Raw genomic sequence first — 20362 nt, forward strand, 5'->3', positions numbered from 1 at the left:
AGCAGTAATCTTAGTGGGCATCAATGGCAAAATTATTCTATAAAGACAAGCCAATTATCGGACTTGATATCAGCCAAACCGGTATCAAGGTCATGGCTGTGGACCCAAAAAAGTGGTCCGTTTTAGGATACGGTTCGATTGATCTTGACCCGGCCAAGGTACAAGAGTCACTTGATAGTGACGATACGTATCTGAGCGAAAATATCAGTTTGTTACTAGGCGAAAAGCTCATCGGGGAACTACCTAGCAATCATGCGATTATCGGTATCCCTACAAGTCGAACTTTCTCCCGGACGTTTACCGTCCCGGCAAAGGCAGAGAAGACTCTCGCGGATGCCGTCGAAATTGAAGTTGATCAATATATTCCTATCCCTATGAGCGCGCTTTACGTGGATTACGAAATCATCGAGCGTACCAAAGAAAACCTGACTATTATCATGTCCGCCGTTCCAAAAGTATTAGTAGACAGCTGTATGGCCGCATGTCTTGCCGCCAATCTAAGGCCAATCATGATAGAGCCTGGAATCAACTCCGTCGCCCGCGTTCTTGAAACAACCGAGGAAGGACACTTGCCTACCTTGATTGTTGATATTGGCCCAGCAAGTACGGATATTGCCGTCCTTGATGGAGGTGCTATTCGCGTGAGTGGGGGTGTCGGTATTGGTGGAAATACGTTTACGCTCGATATTGCTAAAAAGTTAAATGTTGCGCTTGAAAATGCCCATCAGCTAAAAGTCTTAAACGGACTCAGCACGGGCCCTAGGCAAGCCAAAATAAACGGCGCGTTAGGACCTAGCCTGCAACGAATCGTCACAGAGATCCGTAAGGTTATCCGTTATTACAACGAACGTCTTAACGATGACCGCAAAATCGAACAGGTCCTCGTCGTAGGAGGTGGTAGCAACGTACCCGGTATTGGAGACTACTTCACCAACGAGCTCGTCATGGCTGCGCGAGTCGCAAGCCCTTGGCAGAAACTTGATTTTGGTAAATTACCTCAACCTAGCAAACAATTCCGCCCTCGTTACATAACTGTCGCCGGCCTTGCGAGTGTCAACGAGAAAGAGGTCTGGAAATGATCAACCTTTTACCTCCAGCCAATAAACGTCAGATAAGAGCAGGTCGCAGCAATACGCTGCTTGTCCGCTATAATTTCTTTTTGCTTGGCGCGTTAGGGTTTCTTTTAATCGCAATCGGTTTTGTTTACTTCTACCTCGTCAATACGAAAACAAGTGCCGAAGCGGTAGTCCAAGAAAACCAGACAAAAGTTACCGACTTCCGACAAGTTGAACAAGAGGCAAACGAATTTAAAAACAACCTCGCCGTCGCTAAACAAATTCTTAGCAAGGAAGTTGTCTATACGAAAGTCATCCTCGAAATCGCCGCACTGATACCAAAAGGCGTCGTGCTTGATAACCTTAATCTTGATGCCAAGACATTCGGTACTGAAACAACTCTGACGGCTCGTGCCAAGACTGTTGATGACGCAATTGCTCTTAAAAACTCGTTCCAAAATTCACCATCCTTTTCTAATGTCCATTTTCAAAGTATTGCCACTGCCGAAGCAGGAGGTACATATCCTATTAATGTCAGTTTAAACGTTACTATCAATAAGGATGCAGCCAAGTGAAAAAACGTCAGTTAACCGCTACCGCCCTACGCCTTATCTTAACGACTAGCCTGTTCGCTACTGCAGGAATTGGCATTGCCGTGTTCTCAATAGCCGACAAAACGTTAAAAGGTACCGCGGTAGCAACCAGCCATTCTGTTGCCGACGCCAGTGCAAGCCAAAATAACCTCCAGAACCTACAAAAACTCCAACAAGACCTTATTAATAAAAAAGATGTTGTCACACGAGCAGAAAGTATCGTGGCCGAAAGTCGAAGCTACGAGTATCAAAACCAGATTATAAATGACCTTAACGATTACGCCGCCCGAGCTAAGCTTAGTATTACCAACATCACCTTTAACGCAGCTGCTGCGGCAGGTGGCGCGGCAACAACTCCCGCGACGCCAGCTCCATCAACGACAATCGTTAACGGTGTGAAATCAACGTCCGTATCAATTACCCTTAAAAATCCTGTCGACTACATTAGTATGCTCAAGTTTATTAAATCCATCGAGCAAAACCTTACTAAAATGCAGATATCGAACATTGCCCTTTCACAGAGCACAGACGGCCAACCCGGCATTTCCAGTGATACATTAAACATTGAAGTATATATTAAGTAGGAATTATATGAACATATCTCTTACCAGTATTAAAAAACTCATCCTCGCATTACTTCATCGTTTTCACGCTATTATCTTTGTCGTTGTAGTTGTTGGCGGCTTGGCCGCAGTAGTACTTTTGCTTAACAGTATTATCGTGTCGTCTAGCGAACAAGGCGACTATGTTCCCCCCGGCAGCAATCCGTCGTCATTCGACCAAACGACAATTGACCGTATCGAGCAACTAAAAACCCGTACTGATTCGACAGCACCTCTTGATCTTTCGAAAGGTCGGACTAATCCTTTTGTTGAGTAGTTACACGAAAACGTTTATACTAAAAGTATGTTACTCGCTGGATCTCGACTCATAGACGCACCCGTTTTGGGATTACAGACAGGCAGCGAACTTGCAAGGACTAGCCGCCCTATTATCGACCCTGCTAAACTTGAAATCATCGCCTATGAAGTAAATGGCCCGCTCCTTGACCTTCACCCTTCACTCCTGCGGGTCGCGGACGTACGAGAGTTTAGCGATATTGGTATTATCGTCGATTCAAGTGATGAATTTGTCACGCCTGACGATATTATTAAGCTTGATGAAATATATAAGCTTCATTTCGATATTGTTGGTATGCGTGTCATTGATGAAAAAAGGCGAAAGCTTGGTAAGGTCAGTGCCTACACTATTGATACGACTGGCTTTTTAATTCAACAACTAAGCGTCAAACGACCTCTTCTAAAAAGTTTGAACGACACAGAACTTTTGATTCACCGGTCGCAAATTACCGAGATTAACGATCATGCGATCGTGGTCCATTCACAGGCAAAAATTCCTCAGCCTGCTATACCTTCGGTTCGCACCGCATATGTTAACCCATTTCGTAAAAGCGCGAACGCGGAACAAATTGATCAAAAATAACTTTATTCTTCGCTTTCGGCAAGAGCCTGCTTTATATCGTCATAGCTAAAACCCTGCCTAGCTAAATATTGCATGAGTTTTTGTGCGTCCGGATAGCGCGCGCGCTTCTTGGCAATAACCTTCTGTAATTCGTCTGTATCATTTCTAGGGGATTGGTCAACAAAGTGTTCGATAATTGATGATTCGACACCCTTGCTGCGAAGCTCGGATATAATCTTTCTTTGACTGGCACCTTTTGTAAGATTGCGATTCTCTACCCAAAAACGCGTGAATTTTTCATCATCGACATAGCCTTTTTCGAGCAAACGATCAAAAACTCGATTTGTTAGCTCTACACTGACGCCTTTTTTAATTTGGCCGGTCTTCGTTCTGGCGTCGCGCGTCTTACGATATAGATAGTCACGAACTTCACGCATACTATGAGGCCGCATCAGGCTATATTCGAGTGCTCTTGTGTATAATTTTCCAAATTGGCTCTCGGTCTCTAGTTCCAGTAGTTCTTCGTCGGTATATTCTTTGCCTATGCGAATACCTAGATCGGCCACCTGTAGAATATCCAGACTGAATCGATACTTGCCGTCAACCATCACGTTGACGCGGTCCCTGTCTTTCTGCTGTGCGGTAATGCCAGTGATCTTCATTGTCTCAGTATAGCTGATATACTAAAGGCATGACAAAACCCAAACAAACATCAAAGGCTAGCTGGAAAATGAGTAGCGCCGAACCACCTACGTCTAAATACACGGCTTTTTACCTCATTTTACTTATTCTTACCACAATAAGTGCTATATTTGGCCTCACTGGGTTTAGCGGAATAGGTGATTCCCTACGCTATGTTCACGATGCCCCGATCCTAACCTGCATCACGTTTGGTCAGTATATCACCACTCTATTGATGATAGCCGGGGTTGTATTTCTTTATAAAAAACAAAAGGACGGTTTGTACCTTTTGTTTGGCGCATATGCCTTCACTATCATCACAATGACGGTCCTGCCCTTTGCATCCGATCCAATTATCCTTGAGACAGCCAGACAGCTTACTATCCAAGAAGGTGCTAAGATTAGCATGCAGGACGCCGAAACTTTTGCTCGTATTGCCTTGAATATTATCGCTGTGCTTAACATCATTTCTAGTCTTCTCTTTGCCCTATTGTGGCAGCTTGCCTGGAACAAGCAGGCCAAGAGGGATTCTCTCGTTAAATAAAAACTACGGGTCTCGTTACGAGACCCGTAGTTTTAAAGTGAGCGCACCAAGAGCTTTTTAGGCGGCTTCTTCAGCAACCTTTACGCGAACCTTTTTGTCGATCTCCGCAAGAACTTTAGGGTTTTCTTTCAGATAGACTTTGGTAGCTTCACGGCCTTGGCCAATTTTGGCTTCGTTATAGTCGAACCATGCGCCAGCTTTGCCTACAATGCCATGCTGGACGGCTAGGTCAAGTACGTCACCAGTGCCCGAGATACCTTCGTTATACATGATATCGAATTCGGCAATACGGAATGGAGGGGCAATCTTGTTTTTCACCACCTTCACCTTAGTCCGGTTACCTACTATATCTTCGCCCGATTTAATCTGGCCGGTGCGGCGGATATCCAGTCGGACTGATGCGTAAAATTTAAGCGCATTACCACCCGTGGTCGTTTCGGGGTTGCCAAACATAACACCAATCTTCATACGAATCTGGTTGATGAAGATGACGGTTGTTTTGCTTTTGCTGATAATACCAGTTAGCTTACGGAGCGCCTGGCTCATCAAACGAGCTTGGAGACCCATATGGCTATCGCCCATTTCACCGTCAATTTCAGCCTGAGGAACCAGGGCTGCAACCGAGTCAACGACAACAAGATCAACAGCATTTGAACGAACAAGCGTTTCAGCAATCTCTAGTGCTTGTTCGCCGTTATCCGGCTGTGAAACAAGCAGGTTATCCGTATCAACGCCTAGTCGCTTTGCATAGGCTGGGTCAAGTGCGTGCTCTGCATCGATGAACGCCGCTGTTCCGCCGGCTTTTTGCACTTCAGCAATAGCATGCAGGGTTAACGTTGTCTTACCTGAACTCTCAGGTCCGTAAACCTCAATGATACGGCCTTTTGGATAGCCACCACCAAGGGCCAAGTCAAGGCTCAGTGCGCCCGACGAAATTAATTCGACATCTACTTTGTGCGCTTCACCTAATTTCATAATTGACCCATCACCAAATTGTTTGGTGATTTGATCCATTGCAAGACCAAGTGCTTTTAGTTTGCCTTCATTGGTCGTTGATTTTTCAGCCATTTCTGGTTTTTCAGTCTTTTTAGCCATATTCTCCCTCTCTTATCTATATCTATTATACGCTAGAGTTTGGCAAAATTTGCTATAATGGTGACAATGAAACACTCTAAAGGATTTACCGTTATAGAGCTAATCGTCGTGATTGCCGTAGTTGGCGTCACCGCAGCTCTTTTACTCATACAGAAAAACAACCTAGCCGCAACCGAGCGTGATGATAACCGAAAAATTGCGATCAACGCAATGTATTACAACCTTGAAGAAGTATTTTTCGAAAAAAACGGCTACTACCCTACCACCATCGACAGTAAGGTACTTCGTGCAATGGACCCTGGTCTTTTCACTGATCCAAATGGATTCAAAGTAGGAGACAAAGATTCAAGTTACCGTTATGAACCTACGAACTGCGAAGACAACAAATGTAAGGGTTACTCACTTCGTACAAGTCTTGAAAAAGAAGCAGATTACGTTAAAACGAACCGTTAATCTACGACCGGACGGCCATTCTTGAACGCCTCAACGGCATTATTCAGCGTAGCTATTTCTCGCTTGGGATTAGAGACATAGTTAAAGCGGTAGGTTGTTTCATCACCCTCGGTGCTGAGGCGGATCGAGCCGTAATCCAGCATAGATTGTATCAATCCATTCTGACGATAACTCGCGTCTTCGATATTAGACAAACTAACCGTCTGTTCGTGTTTTGAGAACAGGCTCGTTTGAATCTCTTGAATAACACTTTCGTTCGTAAGGAAGAAGCGGTTGTTTATATATACCCAAACAGCAATATATCCACCAATCAAGAAAAGAAGCGTCAAAAGGCTGCCGCTAAAGAAAATCGAAGCATACGATGGAGGGTTAAGAACTCCTAGTGATTCGACAATCAGTGGGTAATTAATCATGAGCGAAAGAACAAGAGCAACACAAAATACCGTCAAACCCACAGGCAATACCAGTCCGATTGGATGACGACGCACCGCGCTGATAACGAACTCTTCATCGCTAAGGTTAAGCTGCGGGTAGCGACGCATAGAATCTTCATGCCTTGCTTTTACTTCCGGGGTTATTTCAGGCTTTTCAGGAGATACCGCTCGGGTCATATGAACAACTTGTGGTGTTGAGGTAGGAGGCGCGGCATACAGTGGGCGGCCCTCGCTATCATAGGCGACAGGCTCTGGAGTTTGATCACCCGCTACCGGCTTTTGAGGCTGAGGAGGAAGATTGGGCGGAATTGGTGGAGGTGGGTTCTGATCCATACAGTTATTATAGCAATTCTTGCTGGTTTTCGGCTGGTTTTCGGCCGAGGTGAACGTACGCTTTTGCTGTTACTCGACGACCCCGAGGGGTACGCTCAATAAATCCAAGCTGCAAAAGATAGGGTTCGTAGAAATCCTCGATTGTTGTCGCTTCGTCACCGGTTAGGGCCGCGATCGTATTAAGTCCTACGGGATTATTACCATAGTTATCAATGATACTAAGCAGCATATTACGGTCTGCGGGGTCTAGCCCTAATTCATCGATCTCCATCATTTCAAGTGCTTTGGTGGTCGTAATCGTATCGATAATACCGTCGCCATTAACATCCGCGTAGTCACGAACGCGTTTTAGCAAACGGTTAGCGATACGTGGCGTCAAGCGTGCGCGGGTTGAAAGCATCTGGGCAGCTTCTGCGTGAATTTTACTCTCTAGAATTCCTGATGACCTTGCAATAATCTGTGATATTTCCCCAGGGGTATAAAATTCATGACGGTAGATATGGCCAAAGCGGTCTCGGAGAGGAGCGGTCAACGCACCAGTTCTTGTCGTTGCGCCAATCACCGTGAACCTAGGCAAATCAAGGCGCACACTTCGCGCAGCTGGCCCTTTACCGATAACGATATCGAGTTTAAAGTCTTCCATCGCACTATACAGTACTTCTTCGACGGCATGGCTAAGCCTGTGAATCTCGTCAATAAATAACACGTCGCCATCGTCTAAGTTTGTCAATATACTCGCAAGATCGCCTGCTCGCTCAATCGCCGGTCCTGCAGTAACGCGAATATTTGTTCCCATTTCATTAGCGATAACGGTTGCCATTGTGGTCTTGCCTAGTCCTGGAGGGCCATATAAAAGGACGTGATCAATAGGCTCGTTACGTTTTTTGGCCGCGTCTATCGCTAATTTTAGGTTCTTTTTCAGCCGTTCCTGGCCAATGTATTCCGAAAAGTTCTGCGGACGCAGGGTCACTTCAATTTGCTGCTCATCACTATCGTCGTCGTGGACGCTTGTGTCTACAATCCGTTCTACTGCCATAATTCGTGCCTATTCATTATTTACTTCTTAGCGCCTGCGTTACCCGGTCAGCTGTTGAAAGATCAGTCGAGATGCCCTCCAGAGCTCTTGTGGCGTCATTCAGGTTATAGCCGAGTGCCATTAACGCTTCGAGTGCTTCATCGCTATGTGCAAGCTGCTTCGATGCGCCTTCGTTACTCACATTAGTTCGGATCGCTAGGCCGACTTTGTCGGTCAGATCAACGACCACACGCTCTGCAATACGCTTGCCGACACCGCTTGCCTTGGTTATAAACGCGCTATCAGCATTTGCAATCGCATTGCGAACCGTTTCGCTTTCACCTAAACTCAAGATTGAAAGTGCAGCCTTTGGGCCAACACCCTGCACGGTAATAAGCATTTCAAACAGTTTTTTAGCCGCTAAACTTGTAAACCCAAAGAGTTCCTGCGATTGTTCTCGAATATGGTGATGCGTGTAAAACTTCACTGGCTCGTTAAGAAGCGTCTGCTCGAAGTCGCCAAGCGCAACAGCAACTTCATACCCGACACCGTGAACATCAACTATTATCGAAGAATTAAATTTTTCAGAGGCAACCCCAGAGACATGTGCAATCATATCTATTATTATGACATACTACCGCGCTTTACGAAGCATTACGGATTGATAGGTGGAATAACAGGAGTTGTTGGGGTCGTACCTCCCCCGCCAGTTCCCGGATCTATTGGCGTGGTTGGAGTTGTGGGTGTCGTCGGCGTTACTGGTGTCTCTGTTGTCGGTTCTTCTTCTTTAGGTTTTTCTTCTTCCTTCTTTGGAGGTGCTACTGGCGTACATGTCGCTGTTGGCAATCCCCAGGCAAGGAAATACTCGTTATATGTGCCGTTACCGCTACTTGAGGCAAGCCCGCCATTGCTATAGCAGACAGCTCGCTGTACAACTCCAGACGGCGCTGGGAATTTCGTGTCAGCAACCCCCTGCAAACCCTGTTTCATCGTATTCACCCAAATCGGTCCGGCCATTCCCGACCCACCGTTAAGCATGGCATGGTTATCATTATTCCCTACCCATACGCCGACTGCTAGCTGCGGCGTATAGCCGATTGTCCAAGCGTCGCGCTGATCATCTGTTGTCCCCGTTTTAACCGCCGCCGTTTTGCCGCTCACTGTCAAAGACGAACCGAATATCGGGGCACGCGCACTATTATCAGACAAAATATCCGATATTAGGTACGCGCCTTCTTTACTGATAACCGTTTTGGCCTTTTCGTTGGCTTTGAAAATATTATTATCGTACTTATCGTTCACTTGTTTAATGATTGTCGTATCGTACTGCTGACCCTGATTGGCAAATGCCGCATACGCGTTGGTCATTTGCATCAGAGGCACTTCTGCGGTTCCAAGGGCGAGTGCTAGGCCATAGTTTTTATTGCTATCAATTGTTGTAATACCCATTGTTTTGGCTTGTTCGATCGCTGTATCGATACCTACTTTTTGCAGTACTTTTACCGCTGGAATGTTGAGTGATCGTGCCAAAGCGTTCCGTACCGAGACGTTACCGCTAAACGTTCGGCTAGCATTTTGCGGGCTATAGCCGCCAAAATCAGTCTTTACATCTTGCAAGATTGTCGCAGGCGTAATGATATTATCCACGAGCCCGCGACTGTAATAAATAGGCTTAAAGCTAGACCCAGGCTGGCGTGCTGTTGTCGCCATGTTCACCTTACCCCAATCCGTATTGTTCCAGTCTGCGCTACCCACGAGTGCCCGTACCTCACCCGTTGTCGGGTCAACGGCTATCCCGCCTGCATTTGAACCCCCGTTTCGCTGAATATAATTCATGTGATTGGCGATATTATCAGTCAATTGTTTTTGAAGCGTTAAATCAAGGGTTGTCTTTACCTGATACCCTGAACGTGCAACGTTGTCTTCCCCGTACTTTTTATATAGTTCGTCTAATACCATCTGCGTGAAGTGCGGTGCATTGTTATTGGCCGTATCAGTCATCGGTTGGTAGGCTAATACTTCGGCTTTAGTCGTCGCCTTCTCAGCTTCGGTAATATACCCGTTCGTCACCATTCGGGATAGTACGGTATTCTGACGCTCGGTTGCGTATTCAATATTGCCAAGGGTAGGGGAGTAGTTATTTGGTGATGGCAAAATTCCAATGAGCATTGAACTTTGCGCAAGGTCCAGGTCTTTAGCCGACTTTCCAAAGTATGCCTGTGCCGCGTCCTCTATGCCAAATATGTTCCCTCCGAAAAAGGCCGAGTTCAGATACATTTCAAGGATTTGATCTTTACTGTACCGCTGCTCAATAGCAATTGAAATCGTCAGTTCCTGGTATTTTCGCAGGAATGTCTGCTTTGTGGTTAGTAGCGTATTCTTTGCCAGCTGCTGCGTCAAGGTGGATCCCCCACCTGTCACCTGCCCAGCTAAAAGATTGCCGTAGAGAGACCGGAAAATACCCGTGACCGAAAAGCCATCGTGTTTATAAAAGTCTTTATCTTCAGCTGCTACAAGTGCATGCTCGACGTTATCAGATATTTCACTTAGTGGAATCATCTTACGATGCTCGGCGCGACCAGTTTCGTAAAAGACTTTGCCATTTTTGTCCGTTAAAACAATTCCCGTGTTATTTCGGTTCATCAACCGTTCTTGATCGGCAATATCGTTGTAATAAAATGCGTAGGTGAATAGGGGAGTCAGCGCTAGAAATAGAATGACGGGTGCCGCAATAACGGCAATCTTTTTCTTTTTTGACATTTTGCTAAACCAGCGCCAGTGACGCCGGGTTGTTCGTTTTGCTTTTCTGACAGGTGATACCTTTTTGGTATATTTTCCTTGACGGATCATATGATTAGTATACTACTTTCAAGCTTAAAATTGCCCCACCCTGCATCGGTATGACATATCTTCATACTGCTACTTATTATCTCATATCGGTAGATTATTACAATTTCCATACACGAGTATAGTACTGGGATTGACTTTTACCAATAAATATGATAAAATAAATACACTTCTGTTCGCTCCTAGCAAGGAGAAGAGATGGCGTACCTTACTGAAGCAGAGCAACTCGAAATAGTGAGAAAAGTGCTCACAGGTGACTTGCGACGCGATGACTTCGCGACGCGGCCTCTCTGGTCACTTCCCACACTGACCTATGTAGGCGTCGCTATGACGCTTGCTGGGCGGTACAGGATCAACGACGACAATCAGGTCTGCGTACCCCTCCAGAAGATTCTCAATGAAGTCATTCTGATGGGCTTCGAGGAGGTGGAGAAGGAGTACACCAGGGACGAGTACGAGGACTACCAACTACGCGAATCGGTAAGGCGTCTCAAGCTTTGCCGCAGAGCACCTCAGGGTAGTCGTCCCTACCAAGTAGTGCTCGACCCGTCGCCCGCACTTCAATCCCTCATCGCCGAGCACCAAGACAGCCCAAAGATCGAAGACTTCTTCAGAGACATGGCTGAAGGCTTCGCGCGCCATGCAGGCTGGAAGATGAGGCGTGAGATGCAATTTCTCCAGCGAGAGCAAGAGGAGAAGCGGCTACGTCTTCAAGGGCCGATGACCCGTGAGGCGCATCAGCTTGTCGCGCGGTTCAAGGAAAAGTACGGTTTCGACGGCCTTGCTGCTCTACGCGCTCAGCTCGACGAAGCGCAAGAGCAACAGTAAGACGATCATCGTGAACAGAAGAAGCCGCATTCCCTGCACCTGCAGGGGAAGCGGCTTTTTCGCCTTTTAGACTACTGCATTTTAATCATAAACGCGCACATAATTGCGGCGGCAAGTGCATCGGCGCAGTCATCGGGTTTTGGCACGTCTTTTAATCCTAGCTGGATTCGCACCATTTCTTGTACCTGCTTTTTATCAGCCTTGCCATACCCTGTAATTGTTTGTTTGATTTGAAGGGGAGTGTACTCTTCGATTTTTAGCTTTGCCTGCTTGCCTGTTAACATTGCAACGCCACGGGCATGCGACACGCTCATTGCGGTCGTCACGTTTTTAGCAAAAAACAGTTGTTCGATTGCCATAAATTCGGGCTTGGTTTCTTTAATGATGCTGGTAAGCTCTAGGTATATCTCCTCTAGCCTATCCGCAAGGGGAGTGTGTGCGGGTGTCGTAATAACACCCGCTGTCACCAGCGTCGTCCTCCCTGCCTTGGCGTCAATAACGCCAAACCCCAAGATTCCAGTACCCGGGTCAATCCCAATGATTCTCATAGTCTTAGTATACGATAGTTACTTGTTGTCATGCATAACCACAAGCTCTGCTTAAAATACCTGTCATAATTAAATATAGCTGGAAATGAGTTGAGGCTTCTAGCTTATTCTGCAGGTTCGACCGTAATGTCGGCATTAGTGTGAACGTTTACGACGTCGTCTAGCTCATCAAGCGCATCAAGAACTTTAAAGGCTTTTCGCGCTGTCTCTGGATCACTAATTTCAACAGGAGCATTAGGAACGTATTGCAGTTCGGCTTCTTTCACTTCTAGACCTGCGTCAATGAGTGCTGTACGCACTTTGGCTAGATCTTTTTGCTCAGTGTACACGATCACTTCCCCGTCTTCTTCAACGGCATCTTCTGCACCTGCATCGAGAATGGTCAAAAGCGCGTCTTCACCGCTCGCGGCAACGCGAATAACGCCCTTTCGCGTAAATTGAAACGCTACGCTGCCAGGTTCTGCCATGCTTCCGCCATTCTTAGTAAAAGCACTGCGCACTTCTGGGTAAGTTCGGTTTTTGTTGTCAGTCGCTGTTTCAACGATGATACCCATGCCTCCAGGCCCATACCCTTCATATGTTGCCTCTTCCATGACGGCGGCGTTCTTGTCGCTTACACGATCGATGGCACGTTGAATATTATTGTTAGGCATATTCGCCTGTTTAGCCTTCTCAATTGCTAGGGCTAATGCCGAGTTCATTGTCGGGTCGACTCCACTACGAGCCGCAATAGCAATCTGATTACCAATTTTTGTAAATACAGCACCACGCTTGGCGTCTTTTGCACCTTTTTCACGCTTAATTGTTGACCACTTGCTGTGTCCTGACATAAAAAATCTCCGTTAAGACCTGTATCGTTTTCTTTATTATAACAGATGGAGAAAGGTTATTCTACGGAGTTTAAAGACTCCAGAAGCAAATCAATGCCCATATAGGAATATAGGACCTGTAAGACTTCGAGTGGTCTTGATAAAGTTGTTTACGGAATTTTGGAGTTTGGTTATATATTGAATATCTCTTGTATATATTTAGATATAAGAGAAAGAGAAAAGAGATTAACGGTAGTAATTAAAAAAGATAGCTACAATACCGGTATTGTAGCTAATGCGCTTCTAATTTTAGTTAAATCGCAATGCAGCTATCCCGTCTGGGATAGCAAAAACAAAAGAACGAACCTCGAAAATGAGATTCGTTTCACATGATTGACCGAAAAGGCTCGAACCAATGTATTTCTAGACGAAATCAGTAATATGAATCTTAAATACGTGTCATCCGGTAATTACTAATGTTCGCATACGGACTTATTACCGGTGCGGTCGTACAGTTACCGTTGAGCGTGTTCGTCTGCGCACTACCTTCTAATCGATAGACAATCAGATACATCTGGTTAAAGCCCGCTCCGCATGAGGTCGCCGCATTATTAGAAAGGTAAGCGTAATTGTAGCCGACTGGTGTCAAAACGTTGACATTTGACGTACTGGTTGGATCGGATGGCACGTTGTTGTCCATGTATGGCTTCAGTGCAGTCACAAGTGTTTGCCAGCTAGCATCTGCCGTTGTATTCCAAGCATTGCTCATTACCGTTGCGCCGCCACTGGTTGGGTATTTATGATTATCCAAATAATACAGCTCCAGGCCCTTGGCAAGCTCAGCAATATCGTTCTGTCGCCTGCTATCCCGCGCACGCCCTTGGCTGCCGTTATATGCAATGATGCTAATTGACGCCAAAATACTGATGATAACAATAACGACTAAAAGCTCAACCAGAGTGAATCCTTTAGTATGAATCTTTTTTAGGTTGCCCACCTGCATAATACCTACCAGTATACTGTTTTTATAAAAGATATACAAAAGCTCATTAAAAATTCCGGACGTTGATCTAATTCATAAAGAGATACGAAAACAGCGAAGTAATTTACTTAATGCCCAGTAGTAGTTATACAATATCTTTCCAATAGCAAGTGTAGTCACCACCTTTATTAAAGCCGAGCTGTTCATAGCGACTGTCTAGCTCACTTTCGCCAACTGGTGAATAAACTAGTACTTGTGTATGCCCTCTTTCTTTTAATATGCCAAGGGCCTTGTTAATGAGTTCGGCAACAACCGTTTTATCATTACCAGCTACAGCGAAGCGGAATAACCATGCTACGCGTCCATCATCAATTAGCGAAACTGTGCCAATCAGACTGGCATCGTCCTCTGCAAGTAAAATTGCATCTGAGTCAGCTTCGATTTTTTTGCGTAAACGTTCTTCACCGTCACGAGCTTCATCGAATTGTCCTCCATACAGCGAACTATTTTCATATAAGGCTCTCAATGATTTGTAGTCTGATGGCTGATAAGTTCTTATATTCATGGACTCATTATAGCTGTTTATAATTTCTACCCCAATAAAACAAAAACGCCACTATATTAGTGACGCCTAGTCTCATCTTTGAATGATTTCATGGAGGGTCCAGTGGGGCTTGAACCCACGACACCCTGCTTAAAAGGCAGGTGCTCTAACCAGCTGAGCTATGGACCCGAATTGTGAATGCTATTAGCGAGAAGCTAACTTATAAAAGATAGCATTTTAAAGGGTAGTTTGTCAATGTTTGCTAGGTGATTTAGACCGTCCAGGCGTCCTGGTTAAGAAAACATCGACAATGGCGAGTATCAGACCGGCAGTGATAATTAAGGTCCTGTGTTCTACCATGTAGTCATACACAGTTTTACCTACGCCCTCGATCACGAGCGCCGATCCTAATGAATCAAGTAGAAGGGCAGTGGCAAAAAGAGAAAATGCGAGCGCGCCACCTATTCGCTGCGGCAGTGATTTGTACGTTGGCCCGCTTACTAATAAGAGTAATGCGGGTAGTAATGTAATTGCGGCAGCAACAACACTTTGAAGCGGCGGTTTGACTAGGACAAAACCAGCACTGGCAACAACAGGCGTTACGTCCCCTGTCCAGGTTGTAGCTAGCATCGACCCGGCAGCAAGCGCGAGCCCCAATACGCCAAAACGTCGTTTCGTAAAGAAGGTAAGAGCAAATAGGGAAGCGATGACAATTAAAAATACGATAACAAAACTCATAACTTAAAGCCTCCTTCTAGGTGGTTTTCGTCAAAGGCCGCCTGCCCTCCTATTTTAATTGATTTCTTGTCAGCCGTACCGGCCAAAACCTCAACAACGTACCTGGCATCTTCTTTCGATATAAACTTTTCGTACGGGTAGCTTTCGGGTGGGGCGTTTTTAACGATATGGACCACTTTTTTATCTTTATCTAGCCAGACGATATCTATTGGATAGTTCATGTCTTTCATCCATATCGCCCACTTCCCGTCCGTTCCAAATACAAATAGCAACGCCTGGTCGTCGCGTAGTTTAGGAGTCTTTGAAAGTCCCTTTTCTCGTTCATCAGGCGTCCTGGCTACGCTCGTCTTGAATACTCCATCACCCATACGAAGCGTCGTACGGGGTTGCAGCTGCGGCCACAAGATATAAAGTCCAGCCGCACCCACAAGAATGAGGACAAACCCTACAAGCATCCACGAAAGAAGCGGGCTTCTTCGTTTGCTCATTGCCGTATGCCCATGTATACCATAGGCATTATTATATCAGGTAAGTGGCTAGGCGCCGATTTTGTCTTTTTTGTTGCGGCGCTTAGCGTTTAGCTCGATATATTCGATGATTTTTTCGGCGACATTTCGACCCGTAATAAGTTCAGGCGTTTTTAGGCTGGCAGACGAATTAACCTCGAGTACGAGTGGTCCGCGTTCAGAACGCATCATGTCGACACCGCAAATACTGAGCCCCATGGCTTTGGCAGCTTTAACAGCTGTTTTCGTTTCTTCGTCAGTAAGCTTTACTATCTTGCCTACACCACCTTGGTGAGTGTTAGAGCGAAAATCATCATCAAGGCTTTGACGAACAATGCTTGCCACAACTTGGCTACCAACAACAAACGCGCGAATATCCGTACCTGCAGATTCTTTAACAAATTCCTGTACCAAGAAGTTCACACCCTCAACATAGAATGCCTGCATTACGGCTTTGGCCGCTTTTGGAGTTTCGGCAAGTACAACACCATTTCCGTGGGTGCCTCGAGCAACTTTGATGATTAGCGGCGTACCGCCCGCAAGTTCAACAACGTCTTCAAAGTTAGCGGTTTCGCGAGCGAACACGGTTTTTGGGATTCCAACGCCAGCTTTAGCTAAAATCTGATATGCACGCAGTTTGTCGCGTGAACGCACGATCGCAAGTGAGCTAGCGGTTGAATAGGCACCTTGTGATTCGAATTGGCGGACAACAGCAGTCCCGTATTTCGTATAACTTTGCGCGATACGTGGGATAATCGCATCAAACTGACCAAGCGATTCACCTCTATATCGAATAACCGGTTGATCTTTTTCTATAGAGATATAACATTGTGCATAGTTAATAACGCGCACGTCATGTCCGCGCGCTTTAGCTACTTCTTTTAGGCGCTTCGTCGAGTAATTTGCATTACCTTTTGATAAAATTGCGATTTTCATAATATGTATTATCAACCTTTCAGTAATGATTGCAATTGATTAAACCTTGTCTCATCTAAAGCATTCAGCGAACGAGGTCCGTTCTGGACGTCAACGATGAATTTACCTCTCAACGTATTTCTACCGACAAGAATCGGGTAGGCCTGCGTTGATCTATCCGCCAAAGTACAGAATGTCTTGATACGGACGCCTTTAATTTGAACTGTTAGCGGAACCCTATACCTTTTTTGTACATGTCCGTTGGAGCTTGCGACCACTATCTCGGTATAGGTCGGTTCAACGATAACTTTTCCTGTATAAAACGGGCTGCTTTTCCCAAAAAGTATATATTCCAGTCCTGCCTCTGTTTCTTGAACATAACTAGCCCAAATTGAGGACGTTCTTGCTCCAGTGTCTATTCTAGCAGGTACTTTTTTTAATTCGTCGCGCACAAGCCACACATACTCCGCTCGACCGATTTTTTTCTTTTTATCCATAATGTGTTATATTATAACATACCGAGGTATAAAAGTAAATACCTTACATCTTGACTTATACTCTGTTATCACCTATAAATAATATGTGAAAACAATCTTCTACGTAGGAAAACCTTATCTACATCGCGATGCATTACTGCGGTTAAAATCAGCCGGCTATACGCTGGGCATACTGCACGATATATCTCTCGTACTAAAAAACAAAGATATTTTCGATCACATCATTGAGCTCGATTACTCATCCGAGCGCAGTTTTAAAAAGTCACTCGAGGAAGCAGCCGACGTTCCGAAAATTGACGGGTTACTGTGTCCGTACGAGAACTACATTGTCTTTAAAGCAATTGCCGCAGAAACATTATCCCTCCCTTCTTTATCGATAGACTCCGCACGTGCTTGCACCGATAAATACCTGATGAGAAGCCGTTTTTTACGATATAACACCGCAATAACCCCGGAATTTACATTTGTTGACTCCGAGCAGCAGCTGCTTGATTTCGCGGAGAGAGTTGGCTACCCTCTCATTTTGAAACCCACAAATCTGGTTAAAAGCCTACTCGTAACCAAGTGCTCCACTAAAGACGAGCTTTTACTCGCCTATAAAAATACTCTGGAGCAAATTAATGATATTTACATCAAGCTTCATGTGACAAATCGTGCTCCCGGTCTTATCCTAGAAAAATTTATCGAGGGTCGTATGTGCTCAGTGGCGGCATTTGTCGACCAAGATGGTACACCCCATTTTTGTGATGGTATAGTCGATCTCGTCACCGCACAAGACATAGGATATGATGATAACTTTCTGTATGCCCGTAAACTCCTCAATGATTTTGATCCGGTACTCAAGGCAAAGATTTTTAAAGTCGCGAGAGAGGGCATCGCTGCTCTTGATATGCGTTCATCGCCAGCACATGTCGAAATTATTTATAACGACGCTGAAGTTCAGCTCGTAGAAATCGGTGCGCGAACCGGAGGCTACAGGCCATTTTTATATATGCAAAGTTACGGAATCGATATGCTAGAACAAGAAGCGCGCAATGCGGTGGGTGATCAACCTCGTATGAACGGCGTCTTTAAAAATTACGCAGCACTGTATGAACTTTTTCCGCGATCGAGAAGTACTTTCCTAAAACTTGAAAATTTACAGCCAAAGACAAGCTATGCATACCTTCATGAAGTCGCACACCCTGGTGACGAAGTGGGATGCGCAAAAGACGGTTACAAATCACTGGCTATCATTGGCATTGCAGACCCGGATATCGCTTCTTTCACGGCACGTAGTAATGCTATAGAAGATATACAGGTCGTGACCACATGAACATCGCGCATGTCGTTCCGTACAGCATAAAATTTCCACTTGATTCACATAATGGAAGGTACGATTGGGTTTTACAGTTGGCGAGCTTGCAGACGCAACGCGGACATACGGTGACTATCTACTGTAACCCTGGCTCGGCTATTGATAACATACGCACCGTTGGCATTGAGCACGCGACCGAAGACAAAGAACATAATAATCTAGAGACCTTCCGCGCTGCGCTACGCAATAATCACGACATATATCATAGTCATTTTGACGACTTACACTATAAAGTAGCCCACGAGACTACAAAGCAGATTGTATTCACGCAGCACTGGTGGCCCAAAGACAGCGTAATAAAACTGGCAGATTTGAACCCCAAGAATGTTTGGGCGGTTCCACCTACGCAATATATGTATGATTTTGATATCCAATCAGGTATTAGATCAAAAGGTTTTATTCATCATGGCATTGATCTTGAATTGTTTCGCGTCCGTCATGCTCAGAAGAATAACCGTCTTCTGTTTGTCGGCCGCATCTCTCCAGAGAAGAACCTTGAGACCGCACTTGCTGTTTCAAAAAGAAGCGGCATCGGACTCGATATAATTGGAAAGGTCGCCGAGAAAAATCTTCCGTATTGGAATACCTTACAGTCATACATTGACGGAGAGCAGGTTCGCTACTTAGGACAAAAGAACCATCAAGAGCTGGTCGGATACTACGCCTCAGCGCTGGCTGTCATATTTCCGGCGGACATTCGAGAAGCTTTTGGACTCGTCGCGATCGAGTCCCAGGCATGTGGAACGCCGATCATTATGAAAAGAGGCGGCTCTCGCAAGGAACTCGTCGAAGAAGATAAGACTGGTTTTTTATGTGAGACCGAGGATGATTTTACTGCGGCGGTTCAACGTGCGGACACGCTACAGGCTTCTGCTTGCTTTGAGTTTGCGAAGCGATTTGACATACACACAATGGTAGAAAAATATGATAATTTATACAAAGACCTACTGGCTATCTAAAGTTCGTAGGATACTTTCCTTCATTTAGAATATGCCACGCTTTTTGGCATCATCAAATTGCCCTAGCAGATCTTTTTGCTTTTTTGTAAGTTTAGTCGGCGTATCGACAAGAATACTGACAATATGCGCGCCTCGTGAGCTACTGCGCATGTGAGGAACACCGTGATTAGACAGCTTGAAGTCGGTACCGCTCTGTGTACCAGCTGGAATTTTCATTCGAACATTGCCGTCCACTGTCTCAACTTCAATTTCGGTCCCAAGAGCCGCATCAATCATACTAATATGCTCCTCGGATAGAATAATATCGCCTTCGCGGGTGAACTTTTTGTGAGCTTTTACCCGGATATGCACGTAGAGATCACCTCTTGCGCCCCCACCAATTGCTTCGCCGCGCTCTTTTAAGCGAATCGTCGAGCCATCATCAATACCAGCAGGAATTTTAAGCGTTACCGATTGTTTACGACGCTGTGTTCCCTTACCTCTACATACAGTACAGACTTTTTCGGGTACTTTACCTGTTCCCTTACACGTTTCACAGGTAACAGCTTGCTGAATCTGACCAAAGATCGTATTCATGACACGAGTTTGCTGGCCAGCACCTTTACAGGTGGGACATGTTTTCATACTGTGACCAGGCTCGACCGTTGTACCATGGCAGTGTTCACATTCGTCGTCCATATCTAGAACGATTTCTTCTTCAACACCGAATACGGCTTGTTCAAATGTTAGCGTTAAGCTAGTTTCAACATCACGACCGCGTTTTGGTCCGCGTTGTTGCTGGCCACCGCCACCAAAGAACTGTCCGAAAATATCACCCAGGCCACCATCCCCGAAGTCAAAGTTAACGTTTTGGCCGCCAAATCCTTCGAACGGATTGCCACCACTTGCGCCACCACCATTACCGCCAACTCCGGCGTGACCGAACTGATCATAGCGTTGGCGTTTTTGCTGATCTTTTAAAACTTCATATGCTTCGTTGATTTCTTTAAACTTTGCTTCGTCACCACCTTCTTTATCAGGGTGGTGTTGAACAGCAGCCTTTCGGAAGGCTTTTTTAATTTCATCTGCACTGGCGGTTTTTGATACGCCAAGGACTTCGTAATAATCGCGTTTGCTCATCTCTATTTATGATACAAAATTAGCACTTGCATGTCTAGAGTGCTAAGAC

25 protein-coding genes and 1 tRNA gene are annotated in these 20362 nt (G+C 45.5%); 10 read left to right on the forward strand and 16 right to left on the reverse strand.

Annotated features, from left to right (window positions below):
* Window positions 1–23: 23 nt before the first annotated feature.
* The 5 genes from pilM to VK497_02430 are packed head-to-tail and all read left to right on the forward strand — an operon-like array spanning window position 24 to window position 3130.
* Window positions 24–1079: a pilus assembly protein PilM gene (gene pilM, locus VK497_02410; GenBank protein ID HMI09228.1), complete on the forward strand. Its 1056-nt coding sequence runs from the start codon at window positions 24–26 to the stop codon at window positions 1077–1079.
* A complete protein-coding gene (locus VK497_02415; GenBank protein ID HMI09229.1) occupies window positions 1076–1630 on the forward strand; it encodes a PilN domain-containing protein in 555 nt (184 codons plus the stop codon). Before pilM ends, VK497_02415 begins: the two co-directional genes overlap by 4 nt.
* Entirely contained in the window at window positions 1627–2232 is a 606-nt protein-coding gene (locus tag VK497_02420) for a hypothetical protein (protein ID HMI09230.1), read from the forward strand. The genes VK497_02415 and VK497_02420 overlap by 4 nt, the downstream gene beginning before the upstream one ends.
* A gap of 7 nt (window positions 2233–2239) precedes the next feature.
* A complete protein-coding gene (locus tag VK497_02425) occupies window positions 2240–2527 on the forward strand; it encodes a hypothetical protein (protein ID HMI09231.1) in 288 nt (95 codons plus the stop codon).
* A 27-nt stretch (window positions 2528–2554) separates the two neighbouring features.
* Window positions 2555–3130, forward strand: a complete 576-nt coding sequence (locus VK497_02430; protein ID HMI09232.1) for a hypothetical protein — start codon at window positions 2555–2557, stop codon at window positions 3128–3130.
* A 2-nt stretch (window positions 3131–3132) separates the two neighbouring features.
* Here the strand turns inward: VK497_02430 and VK497_02435 are convergent, their stop codons facing one another.
* Window positions 3133–3771, reverse strand: a complete 639-nt coding sequence (locus tag VK497_02435; protein HMI09233.1) for a RecX family transcriptional regulator — start codon at window positions 3769–3771, stop codon at window positions 3133–3135.
* Between the two features lie 29 nt (window positions 3772–3800).
* Between VK497_02435 and VK497_02440 the strand changes: the two genes are divergently transcribed.
* Window positions 3801–4334 carry a hypothetical protein gene (locus tag VK497_02440; GenBank protein ID HMI09234.1) on the forward strand — a complete coding sequence of 178 codons (534 nt, stop codon included), beginning with the start codon at window positions 3801–3803 and terminating at the stop codon, window positions 4332–4334.
* A gap of 57 nt (window positions 4335–4391) precedes the next feature.
* Here the strand turns inward: VK497_02440 and recA are convergent, their stop codons facing one another.
* Window positions 4392–5429 carry a recombinase RecA gene (gene recA, locus VK497_02445; GenBank protein ID HMI09235.1) on the reverse strand — a complete coding sequence of 346 codons (1038 nt, stop codon included), beginning with the start codon at window positions 5427–5429 and terminating at the stop codon, window positions 4392–4394.
* A 66-nt stretch (window positions 5430–5495) separates the two neighbouring features.
* On the opposite strand from recA, the gene VK497_02450 reads away from it, so the two are divergent.
* The gene (locus tag VK497_02450) at window positions 5496–5882 is read left to right on the forward strand and encodes a type II secretion system protein (GenBank protein ID HMI09236.1); all 387 of its coding nucleotides are present in this window, start codon (window positions 5496–5498) and stop codon (window positions 5880–5882) included.
* Here VK497_02450 and VK497_02455 read toward each other — a convergent pair.
* The 4 genes from VK497_02455 to VK497_02470 are packed head-to-tail and all read right to left on the reverse strand — an operon-like array spanning window position 5879 to window position 10514.
* Complete coding sequence (locus tag VK497_02455) at window positions 5879–6649, reverse strand: PH domain-containing protein (protein ID HMI09237.1); 771 nt, start codon at window positions 6647–6649, stop codon at window positions 5879–5881. The genes VK497_02450 and VK497_02455 overlap by 4 nt on opposite strands.
* Window positions 6650–6656: 7 nt before the next feature.
* The gene (gene ruvB / locus VK497_02460; protein HMI09238.1) at window positions 6657–7685 is read right to left on the reverse strand and encodes a Holliday junction branch migration DNA helicase RuvB; all 1029 of its coding nucleotides are present in this window, start codon (window positions 7683–7685) and stop codon (window positions 6657–6659) included.
* Between the two features lie 16 nt (window positions 7686–7701).
* The gene (gene ruvA, locus VK497_02465; protein ID HMI09239.1) at window positions 7702–8280 is read right to left on the reverse strand and encodes a Holliday junction branch migration protein RuvA; all 579 of its coding nucleotides are present in this window, start codon (window positions 8278–8280) and stop codon (window positions 7702–7704) included.
* 38 nt (window positions 8281–8318) lie between these two features.
* The gene (locus VK497_02470) at window positions 8319–10514 is read right to left on the reverse strand and encodes a transglycosylase domain-containing protein (protein HMI09240.1); all 2196 of its coding nucleotides are present in this window, start codon (window positions 10512–10514) and stop codon (window positions 8319–8321) included.
* 195 nt (window positions 10515–10709) lie between these two features.
* On the opposite strand from VK497_02470, the gene VK497_02475 reads away from it, so the two are divergent.
* On the forward strand, window positions 10710–11339 hold the full coding sequence (locus VK497_02475; protein HMI09241.1) for a hypothetical protein: 630 nt from the start codon (window positions 10710–10712) through the stop codon (window positions 11337–11339).
* A 71-nt stretch (window positions 11340–11410) separates the two neighbouring features.
* On the opposite strand, the gene ruvC is transcribed toward VK497_02475, so the two are convergent.
* The 9 genes from ruvC to VK497_02520 form a co-directional block, all read right to left on the reverse strand.
* Window positions 11411–11887, reverse strand: a complete 477-nt coding sequence (gene ruvC, locus VK497_02480) for a crossover junction endodeoxyribonuclease RuvC (GenBank protein ID HMI09242.1) — start codon at window positions 11885–11887, stop codon at window positions 11411–11413.
* A gap of 104 nt (window positions 11888–11991) precedes the next feature.
* Window positions 11992–12717 (reverse strand): YebC/PmpR family DNA-binding transcriptional regulator, encoded by a 726-nt coding sequence (locus VK497_02485; protein ID HMI09243.1) that lies wholly within the window; start codon window positions 12715–12717, stop codon window positions 11992–11994.
* 427 nt (window positions 12718–13144) lie between these two features.
* Window positions 13145–13693: a prepilin-type N-terminal cleavage/methylation domain-containing protein gene (locus tag VK497_02490; protein HMI09244.1), complete on the reverse strand. Its 549-nt coding sequence runs from the start codon at window positions 13691–13693 to the stop codon at window positions 13145–13147.
* A gap of 130 nt (window positions 13694–13823) precedes the next feature.
* Window positions 13824–14243 carry a hypothetical protein gene (locus VK497_02495; GenBank protein ID HMI09245.1) on the reverse strand — a complete coding sequence of 140 codons (420 nt, stop codon included), beginning with the start codon at window positions 14241–14243 and terminating at the stop codon, window positions 13824–13826.
* A 91-nt stretch (window positions 14244–14334) separates the two neighbouring features.
* Window positions 14335–14411, reverse strand: a tRNA-Lys gene (locus VK497_02500).
* 63 nt (window positions 14412–14474) lie between these two features.
* Complete coding sequence (locus tag VK497_02505) at window positions 14475–14960, reverse strand: hypothetical protein (protein HMI09246.1); 486 nt, start codon at window positions 14958–14960, stop codon at window positions 14475–14477.
* Window positions 14957–15448, reverse strand: a complete 492-nt coding sequence (locus VK497_02510) for a DUF192 domain-containing protein (protein ID HMI09247.1) — start codon at window positions 15446–15448, stop codon at window positions 14957–14959. The genes VK497_02505 and VK497_02510 overlap by 4 nt, the downstream gene beginning before the upstream one ends.
* Window positions 15449–15496: 48 nt before the next feature.
* Window positions 15497–16402, reverse strand: a complete 906-nt coding sequence (locus VK497_02515; GenBank protein ID HMI09248.1) for a RimK family alpha-L-glutamate ligase — start codon at window positions 16400–16402, stop codon at window positions 15497–15499.
* 11 nt (window positions 16403–16413) lie between these two features.
* Complete coding sequence (locus VK497_02520; protein ID HMI09249.1) at window positions 16414–16878, reverse strand: RimK/LysX family protein; 465 nt, start codon at window positions 16876–16878, stop codon at window positions 16414–16416.
* A gap of 85 nt (window positions 16879–16963) precedes the next feature.
* Here VK497_02520 and VK497_02525 point away from each other — a divergent pair, with 85 nt between their 5' ends.
* Window positions 16964–18193, forward strand: coding sequence for an ATP-grasp domain-containing protein (locus VK497_02525; protein ID HMI09250.1), 1230 nt, complete (start codon window positions 16964–16966; stop codon window positions 18191–18193).
* Window positions 18190–19194: a glycosyltransferase gene (locus VK497_02530; GenBank protein HMI09251.1), complete on the forward strand. Its 1005-nt coding sequence runs from the start codon at window positions 18190–18192 to the stop codon at window positions 19192–19194. Before VK497_02525 ends, VK497_02530 begins: the two co-directional genes overlap by 4 nt.
* Before the next feature lie 24 nt (window positions 19195–19218).
* Here VK497_02530 and dnaJ read toward each other — a convergent pair whose 3' ends face one another.
* Window positions 19219–20313, reverse strand: coding sequence for a molecular chaperone DnaJ (gene dnaJ, locus VK497_02535; protein HMI09252.1), 1095 nt, complete (start codon window positions 20311–20313; stop codon window positions 19219–19221).
* Window positions 20314–20362 lie beyond the last annotated feature (49 nt).

The organism is Candidatus Saccharimonadales bacterium, from assembly GCA_035317825.1.
GTDB lineage: Bacteria > Patescibacteriota > Saccharimonadia > Saccharimonadales > Saccharimonadaceae > DATHGB01.

Coding starts and splice junctions, on each gene's coding strand:
- VK497_02430 (HMI09232.1), top strand. CDS start 2,555: ATGTTACTCGCTGGATCTCGACTCATAGACGCACCCGTTTTGGGATTA.
- VK497_02510 (HMI09247.1), bottom strand. CDS start 15,448: ATGAGCAAACGAAGAAGCCCGCTTCTTTCGTGGATGCTTGTAGGGTTT.
- VK497_02485 (HMI09243.1), bottom strand. CDS start 12,717: ATGTCAGGACACAGCAAGTGGTCAACAATTAAGCGTGAAAAAGGTGCA.
- VK497_02450 (HMI09236.1), top strand. CDS start 5,496: ATGAAACACTCTAAAGGATTTACCGTTATAGAGCTAATCGTCGTGATT.
- ruvB (HMI09238.1), bottom strand. CDS start 7,685: ATGGCAGTAGAACGGATTGTAGACACAAGCGTCCACGACGACGATAGT.
- VK497_02415 (HMI09229.1), top strand. CDS start 1,076: ATGATCAACCTTTTACCTCCAGCCAATAAACGTCAGATAAGAGCAGGT.
- VK497_02505 (HMI09246.1), bottom strand. CDS start 14,960: ATGAGTTTTGTTATCGTATTTTTAATTGTCATCGCTTCCCTATTTGCT.
- VK497_02455 (HMI09237.1), bottom strand. CDS start 6,649: ATGGATCAGAACCCACCTCCACCAATTCCGCCCAATCTTCCTCCTCAG.
- VK497_02435 (HMI09233.1), bottom strand. CDS start 3,771: ATGAAGATCACTGGCATTACCGCACAGCAGAAAGACAGGGACCGCGTC.
- VK497_02520 (HMI09249.1), bottom strand. CDS start 16,878: ATGGATAAAAAGAAAAAAATCGGTCGAGCGGAGTATGTGTGGCTTGTG.
- VK497_02515 (HMI09248.1), bottom strand. CDS start 16,402: ATGAAAATCGCAATTTTATCAAAAGGTAATGCAAATTACTCGACGAAG.
- ruvA (HMI09239.1), bottom strand. CDS start 8,280: ATGATTGCACATGTCTCTGGGGTTGCCTCTGAAAAATTTAATTCTTCG.
- VK497_02470 (HMI09240.1), bottom strand. CDS start 10,514: ATGATCCGTCAAGGAAAATATACCAAAAAGGTATCACCTGTCAGAAAA.
- ruvC (HMI09242.1), bottom strand. CDS start 11,887: ATGAGAATCATTGGGATTGACCCGGGTACTGGAATCTTGGGGTTTGGC.
- VK497_02440 (HMI09234.1), top strand. CDS start 3,801: ATGACAAAACCCAAACAAACATCAAAGGCTAGCTGGAAAATGAGTAGC.
- VK497_02530 (HMI09251.1), top strand. CDS start 18,190: ATGAACATCGCGCATGTCGTTCCGTACAGCATAAAATTTCCACTTGAT.
- pilM (HMI09228.1), top strand. CDS start 24: ATGGCAAAATTATTCTATAAAGACAAGCCAATTATCGGACTTGATATC.
- VK497_02495 (HMI09245.1), bottom strand. CDS start 14,243: ATGAATATAAGAACTTATCAGCCATCAGACTACAAATCATTGAGAGCC.
- recA (HMI09235.1), bottom strand. CDS start 5,429: ATGGCTAAAAAGACTGAAAAACCAGAAATGGCTGAAAAATCAACGACC.
- dnaJ (HMI09252.1), bottom strand. CDS start 20,313: ATGAGCAAACGCGATTATTACGAAGTCCTTGGCGTATCAAAAACCGCC.
- VK497_02425 (HMI09231.1), top strand. CDS start 2,240: ATGAACATATCTCTTACCAGTATTAAAAAACTCATCCTCGCATTACTT.
- VK497_02475 (HMI09241.1), top strand. CDS start 10,710: ATGGCGTACCTTACTGAAGCAGAGCAACTCGAAATAGTGAGAAAAGTG.